15 protein-coding genes are annotated in these 13,790 nt (G+C 43.2%); 12 read left to right on the forward strand and 3 right to left on the reverse strand.

Annotation, left to right across the window (positions count from 1 at the left end; genetic code table 11):
* Positions 1-26: 26 nt before the first annotated feature.
* The 6 genes from rpoD to ACSQ2E_RS08355 all read left to right on the forward strand — a co-directional run bounded on the left by rpoD (position 27) and on the right by ACSQ2E_RS08355 (position 5,693).
* Entirely contained in the window at positions 27-1,157 is a 1,131-nt protein-coding gene (rpoD, locus tag ACSQ2E_RS08330; RefSeq protein WP_435990108.1) for an RNA polymerase sigma factor RpoD, read from the forward strand.
* A 118-nt stretch (positions 1,158-1,275) separates the two neighbouring features.
* Complete coding sequence (locus tag ACSQ2E_RS08335; protein WP_435990109.1) at positions 1,276-1,815, forward strand: hypothetical protein; 540 nt, start codon at positions 1,276-1,278, stop codon at positions 1,813-1,815.
* A 165-nt stretch (positions 1,816-1,980) separates the two neighbouring features.
* Complete coding sequence (locus ACSQ2E_RS08340) at positions 1,981-3,123, forward strand: acyl-CoA dehydrogenase family protein (RefSeq protein ID WP_435990110.1); 1,143 nt, start codon at positions 1,981-1,983, stop codon at positions 3,121-3,123.
* Between the two features lie 254 nt (positions 3,124-3,377).
* A complete protein-coding gene (cccA, locus tag ACSQ2E_RS08345) occupies positions 3,378-3,752 on the forward strand; it encodes a cytochrome c550 (protein ID WP_435990111.1) in 375 nt (124 codons plus the stop codon).
* 115 nt (positions 3,753-3,867) lie between these two features.
* A complete protein-coding gene (locus ACSQ2E_RS08350) occupies positions 3,868-4,578 on the forward strand; it encodes a tRNA (adenine(22)-N(1))-methyltransferase (RefSeq protein ID WP_435994463.1) in 711 nt (236 codons plus the stop codon).
* Positions 4,575-5,693 (forward strand): Nif3-like dinuclear metal center hexameric protein, encoded by a 1,119-nt coding sequence (locus ACSQ2E_RS08355; RefSeq protein WP_435990112.1) that lies wholly within the window; start codon positions 4,575-4,577, stop codon positions 5,691-5,693. The genes ACSQ2E_RS08350 and ACSQ2E_RS08355 overlap by 4 nt, the downstream gene beginning before the upstream one ends.
* Positions 5,694-5,739: 46 nt before the next feature.
* Here ACSQ2E_RS08355 and ACSQ2E_RS08360 read toward each other — a convergent pair whose 3' ends face one another.
* The gene (locus ACSQ2E_RS08360; RefSeq protein WP_435990113.1) at positions 5,740-6,696 is read right to left on the reverse strand and encodes a 4-hydroxy-3-methylbut-2-enyl diphosphate reductase; all 957 of its coding nucleotides are present in this window, start codon (positions 6,694-6,696) and stop codon (positions 5,740-5,742) included.
* 182 nt (positions 6,697-6,878) lie between these two features.
* Positions 6,879-7,643 (reverse strand): VrrA/YqfQ family protein, encoded by a 765-nt coding sequence (gene vrrA, locus ACSQ2E_RS08365; RefSeq protein WP_435990114.1) that lies wholly within the window; start codon positions 7,641-7,643, stop codon positions 6,879-6,881.
* A gap of 309 nt (positions 7,644-7,952) precedes the next feature.
* On the opposite strand from vrrA, the gene ACSQ2E_RS08370 reads away from it, so the two are divergent.
* Together ACSQ2E_RS08370 and ACSQ2E_RS08375 are read left to right on the forward strand one after the other, a co-directional pair.
* On the forward strand, positions 7,953-9,260 hold the full coding sequence (locus tag ACSQ2E_RS08370; RefSeq protein ID WP_435990115.1) for a DEAD/DEAH box helicase: 1,308 nt from the start codon (positions 7,953-7,955) through the stop codon (positions 9,258-9,260).
* Positions 9,261-9,329: 69 nt separating this feature from the next.
* Positions 9,330-10,223: a deoxyribonuclease IV gene (locus ACSQ2E_RS08375; RefSeq protein WP_435990116.1), complete on the forward strand. Its 894-nt coding sequence runs from the start codon at positions 9,330-9,332 to the stop codon at positions 10,221-10,223.
* A 57-nt stretch (positions 10,224-10,280) separates the two neighbouring features.
* Here the strand turns inward: ACSQ2E_RS08375 and ACSQ2E_RS08380 are convergent, their stop codons facing one another.
* Complete coding sequence (locus tag ACSQ2E_RS08380; RefSeq protein ID WP_435990117.1) at positions 10,281-10,535, reverse strand: DUF2624 domain-containing protein; 255 nt, start codon at positions 10,533-10,535, stop codon at positions 10,281-10,283.
* 89 nt (positions 10,536-10,624) lie between these two features.
* Here ACSQ2E_RS08380 and ACSQ2E_RS08385 point away from each other — a divergent pair, with 89 nt between their 5' ends.
* The 4 genes from ACSQ2E_RS08385 (at position 10,625) to ACSQ2E_RS08400 (ending at position 13,739) form a co-directional block, all read left to right on the forward strand.
* The gene (locus ACSQ2E_RS08385) at positions 10,625-11,506 is read left to right on the forward strand and encodes a YitT family protein (RefSeq protein WP_435990118.1); all 882 of its coding nucleotides are present in this window, start codon (positions 10,625-10,627) and stop codon (positions 11,504-11,506) included.
* A gap of 160 nt (positions 11,507-11,666) precedes the next feature.
* Entirely contained in the window at positions 11,667-12,443 is a 777-nt protein-coding gene (locus ACSQ2E_RS08390; protein WP_435990119.1) for a metal ABC transporter ATP-binding protein, read from the forward strand.
* Positions 12,444-12,461: 18 nt separating this feature from the next.
* Positions 12,462-13,319, forward strand: a complete 858-nt coding sequence (locus ACSQ2E_RS08395) for a metal ABC transporter permease (RefSeq protein WP_435990120.1) — start codon at positions 12,462-12,464, stop codon at positions 13,317-13,319.
* Between the two features lie 3 nt (positions 13,320-13,322).
* Positions 13,323-13,739, forward strand: coding sequence for a Fur family transcriptional regulator (locus ACSQ2E_RS08400; RefSeq protein WP_435990121.1), 417 nt, complete (start codon positions 13,323-13,325; stop codon positions 13,737-13,739).
* The last annotated feature ends 51 nt before the right edge of the window (positions 13,740-13,790 follow it).

Below are 13,790 nucleotides of genomic sequence, written 5' to 3' on the forward strand. Positions count from 1 at the left end.
TAAGGAAGTTGGAAGGAGGGGAACAAATGGCTGAAAAGTCAGCGCGTTCCAAACAAATAGCGTCAGAATTAACAGTTGATCAGGTGAAAGAATTTTTAGTAAACCAAGGTAAGAAAAGAGGAGTCCTCACATACGAAGATATTGCGGATAAATTATCCGGCTTCGAATTGGATTCCGATCAAATGGACGAATTCTATGAACACTTAGGTGAACAGGGTGTGGAAATCGTTAATGAAAGTGACGAAGATGATGATCCAGGTGCCACGGAGTTAGAGAAGGAAGAGGAAGAAGAGTTCAATCTGAATGATTTAAGTGTTCCTCCCGGGGTTAAGATAAATGATCCTGTACGTATGTACCTGAAAGAAATTGGGAGAGTCGATTTACTTTCTGCAGAGGAAGAGATCAGTCTTGCCAAGCGAATTGAAGATGGTGATGAGGAAGCGAAGCGACGTCTGGCCGAAGCGAACCTTAGACTCGTTGTCAGTATTGCAAAACGCTATGTTGGCCGCGGAATGCTATTTTTAGATCTTATCCAAGAAGGAAACATGGGCCTTATTAAAGCGGTGGAAAAGTTTGATTACCGGAAAGGGTACAAATTCAGTACGTATGCGACTTGGTGGATTCGACAAGCCATCACCCGTGCCATTGCTGACCAGGCAAGAACGATACGTATTCCGGTTCATATGGTTGAGACCATTAACAAGCTGATTCGCGTACAAAGACAGTTACTTCAAGACCTGGGCCGTGAACCTGCACCGGAAGAAATTGCTGAAGAAATGGATCTGACTCCTGAAAAGGTTCGTGAAATTCTCAAGATCGCTCAAGAACCAGTATCCCTTGAAACACCGATTGGTGAAGAAGATGATTCTCATCTCGGGGACTTCATTGAGGATGCAGAAGCTCAATCCCCTTCGGAACATGCAGCTTACGAACTGTTGAAAGAACAGCTTGAAGATGTCCTGGATACTCTTACAGACCGGGAAGAAAATGTTCTGCGGTTACGTTTTGGTCTGGATGATGGCAGAACCCGTACATTGGAAGAAGTGGGTAAAGTGTTCGGTGTTACCCGGGAACGTATTCGTCAAATCGAAGCGAAAGCCCTTCGGAAACTGCGCCATCCTAGCAGAAGCAAACGATTGAAAGACTTTCTGGAATAGAATCGCTCTTTACTGCCTCTATTGTGCTTAGAGGCAGTTTTTTTGTCCAATTTAAAGGGTTTTTCCTGATTGTTGCCGAATAGAGCTAAAGGATGCAACTACAAAAGGTGTGACAAAAGTGACCAGAATAAAGGATTCAAAAACAGAGACCATTATCCATGAAATTCTTCTGTGGAAGCAAACGAAGATGCTTCCTGAACAATATTGTGACTATCTTCTTGCACTATATACGGAAGGAGCAGGGATCGATGACAATCAATCAGCGGAACCACAGAAAAAGACCTTCCTAAACGAATTCCTTATTTCCATTTCTACGTTAGTAATTTCATTATTTGTCATTTATTTTACTGAATTGTCAATCGTTTTGCAAACAGCGATTTTGGCAAGTTTTGTCGGATTATTAATGGGGGTAGGAATTTATTATACTAAGAAACAATTCTCACCTTTACTTCTCTATACGGCAGCTGCGTGCATCCTGCTTCTTTCATCCATAGAAATAACGGAGAAGATCTTTGCAGGCAACACTTCGCGATTATACATAACCTTATTTATGAACTGTTTGATTTGGATAGGTGCAGGGGTGAAGTGGAGGCTGAATTATTTCACGCTGGCAGGATCGGTGGGAGCGGCGCTTGTAGGAATTTATATATTACTATAACTTCTGAAAATTTAAAAGTTTTTTAAAGTTGAGAAAATTCACGATCCCCTCTTATAATAGGAATGAGAGCGAATTCATAGATTCGTATGACTATGCTTGAAAGCGCTATCTGTATTGTAGAAGTCTGTGGCTTTCAGTCATCAAAGTTAGACAAGGGGGATAATGATGAATTTCGACTTAACACAAGAGCAAGCAATGATTAAGAAAACGATCAGGGAATTCGCTGAAGAAGAAGTGGCGCCCGGTGCGTTGGACCGTGACCGCACAAAGGAATTCCCAAAAGAAGTTTTCAAGAAACTTTCTGATCTGGGGATGATGGGACTTCCCTTTCCGGAGGACTATGGTGGAGCCGGAGCGGATACAGTAAGCTTTGCCATCGTAACAGAAGAACTCAGCCGTGCATGTGCTTCAACAGGGATTACGTACTCCGCCCATATTTCACTGGGAGGCGCCCCGGTCAATTTATTTGGTACACACGAGCAGAAACAGGAATACTTAACGCCGATCTGTACAGGGGAATCATTTGGAGCTTTCGGCCTGACTGAACCCAATGCCGGTTCAGATGCGGGTGGAACCCAGACCACTGCTGAAGATAAAGGGGATAAATGGGTCATTAATGGGAATAAGTGTTATATCACCAATGCAAGTTATGCGAATCATCTCGCGTTAACGGCGATTACAGGCAGGAACAACGGGCATAAAGAAATTAGTGCCATCATCGTTCCTACTAAAGCCAAAGGTTTTACGGTCATCGATAATTATGAAAAAATGGGCCTTCATTCCTCCAATACAACTGAGCTGGTCCTTGAGGACGTGGAAGTCCCGAAGGAAAACCTTTTAGGGAAGCAGGGGGAAGGATTCAAGCAGTTCCTTGTCACTCTTGACGGGGGCAGAATCGGAATCGGGGCAATGGCTGTCGGTGTGGCTCAGGCTGCTTTTGACAAGGCTCTTCAATATTCGAAAGAAAGAAAACAATTCGGTAAAACGTTATCTCAATTTCAAGTTACACAATTTAAGCTGGCTGACATGGCAATGAAGATCGAGCTCGCAAGGAACATGGTCCATAAAGCAGCCTGGTTGAAAGATCAGGGAAGACCATTTTCTAAAGAGGCTTCAATGTGTAAGCTTTACGCTTCGGAGATCAGTATGGAAGTAGCCGACGAAGCCATTCAGATCCATGGCGGATACGGTTACATGAAAGAGTATCATGTTGAGCGATACTTACGTGACGCGAAACTCCTTGAAATTGGAGAAGGCACATCAGAGGTGCAGAGAATGGTTATATCAAGGTTGATCGGCTGCCAATAGGAGCTAACTCCCATATAGGGAGGAGTGAGCTCTATCGGTCCACTGGGGGCTGATAGAGCTCACCTGTTTGTTAAGGGATACGTGAGAAGAAATTGAAGATGGAAACAGGAAAAAAGAAGGAAATGTGTCTAATTTGTGAGAAAGATGGAAAAGTTAATTGATAGTACTTTTACTTTGTCGGTTTTTACAGTAAAATATAAAGTGTTGAAAAGAGCACTAATTTTTGGATGTTGTACATAAAGGAGGTTAAAATCATGAATCGTAATCCAATCATTCCATTCGTACTGATCATGGCTCTTGGAATTGGTCTTGTTTTCTTCTTATCGATTGAAGGCCTTAACAATGCCGATGAAAAAGCGAAGGAAGAAAAGCATGGTGAGACTGCTGGCAAAGAAGGCGAAAAAGCTTCAAGCGGGGAGTTCGATCCGGAAGCTAAGTACAAGGAGTCTTGTGTATCTTGTCATGGTGGGAACTATGAAGGTGGCGCGGGTCCTGCTCTTAAAGGAACGAAGCTGTCAAAAGACGAGATCAAAGATAGAATCAAAAATGGTGGAGGGATCATGCCTGCTGGTCTTGTAGCAGATGAAAATCTTGATGCAATGGCAGACTGGATCAAATCACTTAAATAATCAATGAATAAAAAAGGTTCTTTGTCTTTGGGCAAAGAACTTTTTTTATATGGAAAAGTTGGTTAGAATGAGTATCAGATAAGCAGGACCAATAAAAGTGAGTAAAGGTGAACAAATGAATATTCAACAATTATCAAAACGACTTGAAACAGTTGTTTCATACATACCGGAACAATCTAAAATTGCCGATATCGGTTCAGATCATGCCTACCTTCCTTGCTATGCAGTCAATAAAGGTATCGCTTCTTCTGCGATCGCCGGTGAGGTGGTAAAAGGCCCTTACCTTTCTGCGAAAAAACAAGTGGAAGATGCCGGATTGACCCGGGAGGTAGAAGTCAGGTTAGGCAATGGTTTAGAAGTCATCTCTCCCGGTGAAGTCAATTGTATTACGATTGCGGGAATGGGTGGTGCATTGATAGCATCGATTTTGGAAGCAGGCAAGGACAAACTGACAGGCGGACCCAGATTGATCCTCCAGCCCAACGTGAGTGCGAAATCAATCAGGACGTGGCTGATGGATAATGAATGGGATCTGATAGGCGAGGAAATTCTTGAAGAAGATGATAAGCTATATGAAATTTTAATAGCAGAAAAAGGAAATCCACATACCCACTACTCCGAAGAACGTGAAAAAGAGTTACTGCTCGGGCCGTTCTTGATGAAGGATCGAAACGATGCATTCATTAAAAAATGGAATCAGGAACTCCGTCAGTGGAAGAATATCGTGAATAACATGGAAAAGGCAGAGCAGACTGAAGCGCTGGAAGTACGTAAAAATGAGCTTCTGCATAAAATCAAAATGGTTGAGGAGGTCCTTATCTCATGAAAACAGTGAACGGCCATGAAATAATTCAGCTTTTTGAGGAGTTCTCCCCAAAATATCTGGCTGAAAGCGGAGATCCCATCGGACTTCAAATCGGTAAGTTGAATGAGAAGGTTGAAAATGTCATGATCACCTTGGACGTGTTGGAAAATGTCGTGGATGAAGCGATCAAGAATAATGTCAAGTTGATCATTGCCCATCATCCCCCGTTATTTCGTCCCCTGAAATCTTTGCAAACTGATTCGTATCAGGGAAGAATGATTGAAAAGCTGATCAAACATGATATAGCCGTATATGCTGCCCATACCAATCTGGATGTGGCATCAGGCGGTGTGAATGATATGCTCGCTGCAAAGCTCCAGTTACAGGACCCTTCTGTCCTTGTGCCTACCTATCAGGAAGAAATTCGTAAATTGGCTGTATATGTGCCCAAAGAACATGCAGGGGAACTGAGGGAGGCATTAGGGAAAGCCGGCGCCGGACATATCGGGAATTATTCCCATTGCAGCTTCTCCTCCGAGGGACAGGGGAGATTTCTACCCGGGGAGGGAACCGATCCCCATATAGGAAAGCAAGGCGCCCTTGAAGAGGTTATAGAAGAAAAGGTGGAGACGGTTTATCCTGTTTCCCTGGAGAAAAAAGTATTGAAAGCGATGTTTACCCATCATCCATATGAAGAGATCGCTTATGATATCTACTCCCTGGAAAATGGGTCTAAAGCCCTTGGACTGGGCAGGATAGGATATTTAGCAGAGGAAATGAGCCTGAAGGACTTTGCACTATTTGTGAAGAAAACAATAGGCATGGATGGAATCAGGTTGATTGGGGACGGGGAAGCAAAGGTGAAGAAAGTGGCGGTACTCGGTGGAGATGGAAATAAGTTCATCGGAAAAGCCAAGAGACAGGGTGCCGATGTATTCGTTTCCGGTGATATCTATTATCACACGGCCCATGACGCCATGATGATGGGGCTCAATGTTGTGGATGCAGGTCATCACATTGAAAAAGTGATGAAAGAGGGAGTAGCCGCTCATTTAGCCAAAAGATGCTCGGAAAAAGGGTATATTGTGAATATCTTCGCTTCGAAAGCTGAAACGAACCCATTTACGTATATGTAAAAAAAGAAAGGCCCCTTGCCATTTCGCAAGGGGCCTTTCAGCACTCTTATTTTGTTCCCATTTTCGCTTTCCGGACTTTAGGGAGTATTTTATTTAAAGGGACATTGCGCTCTCTTGTCCAGGTGGATTCGTCATTTGGATCAAAAGCTTCCAGGAATTTAATGACTTCTTTTACAATCGGCGTTGGAGTGGACGCACCGGCCGTGACAGCGACGACACTCGCATCTTTGATCCATTCTACGTCTAGCTCACTGATGTCCGAAATGCGGTGGGCAGGTGTACCTGCGATATCAATCGACACTTGTGCAAGGCGATTGGAGTTATTGCTCTTCGGATCGCCGACGACAATGAGGACATCGGCATCCCCGGCCTGCTCTGCCACTGCTTCCTGCCGTACTTGTGTAGCCAGGCAGATTTCTTTGTGCAGTTCGACATGAGGATACATTTCCTTCACTTTATCCATTGTATCGAGCACATCCCATTGACTCATGGTCGTTTGGTTCGTCACGATGATCTTATCGTTGTCGATGGATAATTCTTCAACGTCGTCGGCTGTTTCGACGAGATGAACGATTTCGGGTGCGACACCGACCGCCCCCTCAGGCTCGGGGTGCCCCTTTTTCCCGATATAAATCACATCATAGCCCTCGGCTTCTTTGGCGCGGATCAAGTCATGTGTCTTTGTGACATCAGGGCAGGTAGCATCCAGCGTGACCAGTCCTTTTTGCTTGGCAATTTCTTTCACCTCAGGAGAGACTCCGTGGGCGGTAAAGATCACCGTTCCTTCATTCACCTGTTCAATGATTTCTTTTCTATTGCTGCCATCGAGGGTGATGATACCGTCTTCTTCAAACGCATCCGTTACATGTTTGTTATGGACGATCATCCCCAGAATATAAATTGGACGAGGAAGCGATTTGTCTAATGCGGCATTTCTTGCAATGACCATTGCGTCTACCACACCATAACAATAGCCTCTCGGAGTAATCTTAATAATATCCATTTATAAATATCCTCCTACATGAGAGAGTCTTTTGTCTTCATTATAAAGGAGAAAGGTCCGTCTGACAAAGAGAACGAAGTGAAACGCCATTTTTACATGATATCCAACCATGGGATCCCTCAGGAGGCACTTCAAAAAAATAATCCCTGTCAGGTGATGGAATACCTTTAGGGATGCGGCCTTTATATATATAGTTTTGGTTTTGATTGTGATTTAGACGGTGCGTCATCTTCCCAATCTTCTTCATCATTGATTTTTACAGAAGGTTTTTTTTTCTTTTTCTTTTTTTTCTTAACAGGGATTTCTGCTTCAGGGATATCATCACTTTCTTCATTTTTTATCTCTGTCGATGGTTCATCAGGCGTTTCAGCAGACATATCCTTGAACCCGCGGTACAGCTTCCACAGAGATGGGATATTTTTGACCATCGGACCGTATTGCTGAAACATCGGACCCAATTGCTGGGCTGTCTGCAGCATTTGTTGAGTGTTAGACAGAAAGGAATTGACATTGCCGGGATTCAAGAGTGTTTGCATGATTCCCCCTGCTGCCTGCGGTGATCGCTCGAATCCGGTTTCGCCGGCAGAAGACCTCGTAAATTGTTCTAGAAGTCCGCCACCGCCTGCATTGCGATTTTCTCCTTTTTTCAGGAACTTCGACAGCAACCCTTTGCCTTGCCCTCTGCCTCTTCCTCTTTGATTCATTCCCATATTAAAGCCTTGATTTGGATTTTGCCTTCCAAATTGAAAAGGCGGGGGCTGTGTCTGTCCGATCCCGAAATGATTCCTGCCAGATTGCTGCATGTCGAACCCGTTACCTTGCCGTTGTCCCAACCCGAAAGTGTTTTTCACGGGTTGCTGTAACCCGAATCCGTTACCCTGGCGCTGTCTCATTCCGAAAGGATTTCGCATATCCTGACCTTGGTTTCTCATTCTTCTAGGCGGCATAATGACAGCCTCCTTTCATTTCAATAAATTCGTTGTCATTATAGAGTATGCAACAGGTTAAAAAAGGGTATTGTGACAATAACATCTGAAATAAAATCAAGTTGACCTAGATGTTTTGCTGAAAATTGATTATAATGATTAGATGTTCTTTAAATATGACGCTTGCTAACGTTAAAATAAAATCACTGACAACTAAAAAAGTGATACGTACATTTTATATAAATCTGTGGTGATGATGTGAACGGCATAGACATCCATCCCGATGACAGCGTAGATAAAAGGATATGAAGATAAAAGGAGATGTACTCAATGAAAAAGAATTTATTTCTGCAATTTGGATTTCAGTCTTTCATCACTGAAGCTGTAGAAGAACTGGGTTTCTATGAACCAACTGAAATCCAGAAGAAAATGATCCCTCTGATTTTAAAAGGACAAAGTGCGATCGGCCAATCTCAAACGGGAACGGGGAAAACCCACTCGTATCTATTACCGATCATCGAAAAGGTAGATGCAGCTGCTGAACAGGTACAAGCTGTCATCACTGCACCTACCCGTGAATTGGCACAACAGATTTATCAGGAAGTACTTAAGATTACAAAGGGTACTGAGATTGTATCCCGTTGCTATATCGGGGGGACGGACAAACAGAGAACGATCGAGAAGTTAAAACATCAGCCTCATATCGTTGTCGGCACGCCGGGACGGATCAATGACCTGGTGAAGGACCAGGCACTATTTGTCCATACAGCGAAGCTTCTTGTGATCGATGAAGCTGATTTGATGCTCGATATGGGATTCATTGAAGATGTGGATCAAATTGCTGCGAAGATGCCTGAAAAACTACAGATGTTAGTATTTTCTGCCACGATCCCGGAGAAGCTGAAGCCTTTCCTGAAGAAGTATATGGAAAATCCCCAGTATGCCCACGTGGAACCGGAACAGCTGTCGGCAAAAAATATTGAACACGTGATCGTACCTTTGAAGAGCCGTGATAAAACCAATCTCCTTTACAATATTTTAGTGGAGATAAATCCTTACTTAGGGATTGTGTTCACCAACACGAAGCAAAAGGCGGATGAAGTAGCCGATGCCCTGATTGCCAAAGGATTGAAGGTCGGCCGTATTCACGGTGATCTTTCTCCACGTGAGCGTAAGAAAATGATGAAACAAATACGGAACCTTGATTATCAATACATTGTGGCAACAGACCTTGCCGCCAGAGGGATCGACATCGAAGGGGTAAGCCATATCATCAACTATGAACTGCCTCAGGATCTGGATTTTTATGTTCATCGTTCAGGCCGTACAGCACGTGCTGGAAATAGCGGTATTGCCTTTACCATTTATACGTCTTCGGATGAAGATGCGCTGAATCGTCTGGAGAAGCTTGGAATCAGCTTTTCCCATCGGGACATTAAAAAAGGTGAATGGTCCGAGCTGCCTCCTCTGAACAAACGTAAAAACCGTCAAAAATCGAACGTTGATGAAATCGATGAAAAGGCGAAATCGTTAGTCCGTAAACCGAAGTCGGTTAAACCGGGATATAAAAAGAAAATGAAATACAAAATGGATCAAATCAAGAAGCGGGAAAGAAGAATAAAAAACAGAAACAAATAAGGGTTTGAACGTGATTCATTTGTACACATTCGATACAATAAAGAGAGATTTTCTTAGGAGTTGAGAAGAATGGTTAAGATTGGATCCCATGTTTCCATGAGTGGAAAGAATATGTTACTTGCTTCAAGTGAAGAAGCCGTTTCGTATGGTGCGAATACCTTTATGATTTATACAGGTGCACCACAGAACACGAGAAGAAAAAAAATCGAAGACCTGAATATTGAAGCGGGTCTTGCTCATATGAAAGAAAACGGAATAGAGGACATCATCGTGCATGCTCCTTATATCATCAACATCGGAAATACGACCAACCCGTCTACATTCGAATTGGGAGTCAATTTCCTTCGCTCTGAAATGGAGCGCACAGAAGCGATCGGGGCAGGACAAATCGTCCTTCATCCTGGTGCTCATGTCGGTGCGGGAGCAGATAAGGGAATTGCGAAGATTATTGAAGGCCTTAACGAAGTATTGACCAAGGATCATAAAGTTCAAATTGCCCTTGAGACAATGGCCGGTAAAGGCTCTGAATGTGGGAGATCCTTTGAGGAAATCGCTCAGATCATGAATGGAGTAGAACTGAATGACCGCATCTCCGTCTGCTTTGATACATGTCATACACATGATGCAGGATATAATATCGTAGAAGACTTCGATGGGGTATTGGAAGAATTCGATAAAATCGTAGGCATCGACCGCTTAAAAGTTCTTCACATAAATGATAGTAAGAATGAATGTGGAGCGGCTAAGGACCGACATGAAAACCTGGGATTTGGGCATATCGGATTCAAGGCACTGAATTATATTGTGCATCATCCGCAGCTAAAGGATATTCCGAAGATATTGGAAACACCTTATGTAGGGGAAGATAAGAAAAATAAAAAGCCTCCATATAAGTTTGAAATCGACATGCTTCGTAATCAAACCTTTGATGAAGAGGTATTGACGAAAATAGTGAATCAGTAAAGATTGGAGGAGGTCATGTCTCGAGACTTGAGGCCGCCTCCTCTTTCTTTATTTTCATTACCGGATAAGCTGCAAAAAGAGCTGGTTGATTTCCTTGGCTTTCCTAGGTCCGATGATCTTGGCCAGATCCTTCACCAATCTGCTTCTCTTCGTATCATCGAAGATATTGATGTTTTTCCCTTTCACGCTCTGAACGATACTTGTTGCCTGTTGCGACGTGAGAGAAATATTATATTGTTTTGCATACTTTAATAACTCATCATTTGTAATATGATTGATTTTGTGATTAATCACATTTTGTAATAGTTTCATGTATATCACTCCTCAAATGATACATATGTATCTCACATCAAGAAAGTGACACTTTTATTAGAAAATAAGTAAAAGGAAAGGAATTGACAATGACTCAAAGAGTACATAAGAAGGAAAGTCCCCTTCATTTTATTTATCGTTTGCTTTTCATAACGGTCGGAGCCGGTCTCGCCGCTGTATCGATTGAATTGTTCCTTGTTCCCAATAATATCATTGACGGGGGGATCATTGGTGTTTCACTGATCCTGGATTATTTGGTTTCCGATTCCATCCCTTTTCTTAACTTTTCAACCCTGTTGGTTCTGTTGAATCTTCCCTTTATGTATTCTGGCTACAAACATATCGGAAAGACGTTTGTTGTATCGTCATTGTTTGCGGTAGTGTCCCTGGCTGTCATTGAAAGTCTCCTTCACCATATAGATCCATTCGTAACAGAGGAGATATTGGCAACCGTCTTCGGTGGTCTGATTCTCGGAGTGGGTGTGGGGCTGGTCATCCGTCATGGGGGTTCCCTCGACGGTACCGAGATCCTGGGGATCCTCATGACAAAGAAACTGCCTTTTTCCGTGGGTGAGTTTGTGATGTTCATGAATATTTTCATTTTTGGCTGGGCAGCATTCGTCTTCGGAATCGAAGAAGCGATGTATTCGGTCATGACATACTATATCGCATTTAAGACGATCGATACGGTCATTCAGGGGATGGACGAAACCAAAGCGGTCATCATCGTGTCTGATCATTACCTGGATGTGTCTGATGCAATCCTGCAAAGGCTCGGCAGGGGAACGACCATGTTAAAGGGGCGGGGAGGCTATACGGATAATGACAAAGAGGTCATATATGTCGTGGTCACCAGGCTTGAAGTAACGAAATTAAAATCGGTCGTTTCGGACGTGGATCCGGATGCATTCATCACCATCATGAGCACCCAGGAAACAAAAGGTGCACGTTTCAAATCTGCCATTCATTAATATGTAAAAAAACATCCATTATGAAATGACAGGACCGTCCAAACAAGAGGGCGGTCCTTTTTGAATGAAGACCGGAATTATTTACAATTGATGTTGCATCCTGTATACTACCCTATGTACTTTTAAATCGTAATGATTCTTATAAAGAGAGTTGATAAATATGGATAAGACAAATCCAGTGATAAAAATAGAAGACGTAAATTTCCGCTATGAGCGTGAAAGAGTGCTTGAAGATATCAATTTGAGCATTCCAAGAGGTGCTTTTCTCGGAATCGTCGGGCCGAACGGTTCAGGGAAATCCACCTTATTGAAGCTTGTCCTTGGCCTGCTCCGGGTGAAGCAGGGGAATATTGAGCTGTTTGGGATCCCGCAGCATAAATTTAAACAATGGGACCGTATCGGCTTCGTATCGCAAAAGGCAAACAGCTTCAACACAGGATTTCCGGCTACCGTTTATGAAGTGGTAGCCAGTGGACTGGCGAAAAAGGCAGGATTGTTCAAGCGGGTTTCATCAGCATTTAAGCAAGATGTGAATAAAGCAATCGAATCAGTCGGCATGGGTGAGTTCGCCAAACGGAATATCGGAGAATTATCAGGTGGTCAGCAGCAGAGGGTCTTCATCGCAAGGGCCCTCGTGAGTCAGCCTGATGTGCTGATCCTCGATGAACCGACAGTGGGAGTCGACAGCCGTAACGTCCAAAACTTCTACGATATGTTAGAAACATTGAACAAAGAACTAGGTATCACACTTGTGCTGGTCACCCATGACATCGGGTCGATCTCTAATAAGGTGACACATGTTGCCTGCTTAAATAAACATTTACATTTCCATGGCAAAACAGAAGAGTTTGAAAAGCTCAAAGAAAATCAGCTTTCCTCTTTTTATGGTCATGATGTACATTTTTTGAATCATGAGCATGAACATCAACATTCATGATCGATCGGAGGGAAGAGAATGCTTCAGGCTATTTTTCAATATGAATTTTTACAAAATGCATTTCTGACAGGAATCCTTATCGGGATCATCGCTCCGTTACTGGGGGCATTCATCGTAGTAAGGAGATTATCCCTGATTGCCGATGCTTTGAGCCACGTGACGCTCTCAGGCATTGCGGCAAGTCTGTACTTAAGCAAAACGGTGCCCGGGTTTTCAGGGTTGAATCCCCTTTACTTCGGAATGGCTTTCTCCGTAATAGGTTCCTTATTCATAGAACGATTAAGAATGGTATACAAGCATTACCAGGAGCTTGCGATACCAATCATCCTGTCTGGGGGAATCGGGATAGGGGTCATATTCATTTCACTCGCAGATGGTTTCAACACGGATTTATTCAGTTACTTATTTGGGAGTGTCAGCGCAGTCAGCAGGGGGGATCTGTATCTGATTGGTGGAATCAGTGTCCTTGTCATCGGAGTGGTTTTCTTATTGTATAAAGAGTTGTTCCTATTATCATTTGATGAGGACCATGCAAAGGCATCCGGGATCCCTGCGAAGGCGATCCACTTTATCTTTATGATCATGGTCGCCCTGGTGATTGCCGCCTCCATGCGCATTGTGGGAATCCTTCTGGTATCGTCTCTAATGACATTGCCCGTTGCGGCAAGCATCAGGATTGCGAACGGTTTTAAACAGACGATCGGATATTCCCTTTTATTCGGGGAGATTTCGGTCATCGTCGGGTTAGTGAGTGCCTTCTATTTGAATCTTGCTCCCGGGGGAACGATTGTCATCACGGCCATTCTGATTCTCCTCTTGACGATCCTCATCAAGAAATTGAGGTCGTCCAGTCATTCTTCTAAAGGTGAGGTGTAGAAAGTGAATGTAACGGAAGCAATGGAACTGTTAAAAGCAAAAGGATATAAGCATACTGGGAAACGGCAGCAATTACTTGAGTTGTTCTCAAGCTCGAATAAATATTTAACGGCCAGGGACGTGCTGGAGTATATGAAAGCCGATTATCCCGGTCTGAGCTTTGATACCATTTATCGTAATTTAAGCCTTTTCGTAGAACTGGGCATACTGGAAGAAACGGAATTATCCAGTGAAAGGCATTTCCGGATTACGTGTGAAAGTCATCATCATCATCATCACTTCATTTGTATGGATTGTGGGAAAACGAAAGAAATTCATACATGTCCCATGGAAACGTTGAAAGAAAATTTAGCTGAAACCGGATATGATATATCAGGACATAAATTTGAAATCTACGGTAAATGTCCACAGTGTCAATAGGGATCCCTCGGGGTCTCTTTTTCTTTTGTACATCTTAACGTGTTTAACCTT

Source organism: Rossellomorea sp. LjRoot5 (assembly GCF_964253455.1).
In the GTDB taxonomy this organism is placed as follows: domain Bacteria; phylum Bacillota; class Bacilli; order Bacillales; family Bacillaceae_B; genus Rossellomorea.

Coding starts and splice junctions, on each gene's coding strand:
- rpoD (WP_435990108.1), top strand. CDS start 27: ATGGCTGAAAAGTCAGCGCGTTCCAAACAAATAGCGTCAGAATTAACA.
- ACSQ2E_RS08340 (WP_435990110.1), top strand. CDS start 1,981: ATGAATTTCGACTTAACACAAGAGCAAGCAATGATTAAGAAAACGATC.
- cccA (WP_435990111.1), top strand. CDS start 3,378: ATGAATCGTAATCCAATCATTCCATTCGTACTGATCATGGCTCTTGGA.
- ACSQ2E_RS08350 (WP_435994463.1), top strand. CDS start 3,868: ATGAATATTCAACAATTATCAAAACGACTTGAAACAGTTGTTTCATAC.
- ACSQ2E_RS08355 (WP_435990112.1), top strand. CDS start 4,575: ATGAAAACAGTGAACGGCCATGAAATAATTCAGCTTTTTGAGGAGTTC.
- ACSQ2E_RS08360 (WP_435990113.1), bottom strand. CDS start 6,696: ATGGATATTATTAAGATTACTCCGAGAGGCTATTGTTATGGTGTGGTA.
- vrrA (WP_435990114.1), bottom strand. CDS start 7,643: ATGCCGCCTAGAAGAATGAGAAACCAAGGTCAGGATATGCGAAATCCT.
- ACSQ2E_RS08370 (WP_435990115.1), top strand. CDS start 7,953: ATGAAAAAGAATTTATTTCTGCAATTTGGATTTCAGTCTTTCATCACT.
- ACSQ2E_RS08375 (WP_435990116.1), top strand. CDS start 9,330: ATGGTTAAGATTGGATCCCATGTTTCCATGAGTGGAAAGAATATGTTA.
- ACSQ2E_RS08380 (WP_435990117.1), bottom strand. CDS start 10,535: ATGAAACTATTACAAAATGTGATTAATCACAAAATCAATCATATTACA.
- ACSQ2E_RS08385 (WP_435990118.1), top strand. CDS start 10,625: ATGACTCAAAGAGTACATAAGAAGGAAAGTCCCCTTCATTTTATTTAT.
- ACSQ2E_RS08390 (WP_435990119.1), top strand. CDS start 11,667: ATGGATAAGACAAATCCAGTGATAAAAATAGAAGACGTAAATTTCCGC.
- ACSQ2E_RS08395 (WP_435990120.1), top strand. CDS start 12,462: ATGCTTCAGGCTATTTTTCAATATGAATTTTTACAAAATGCATTTCTG.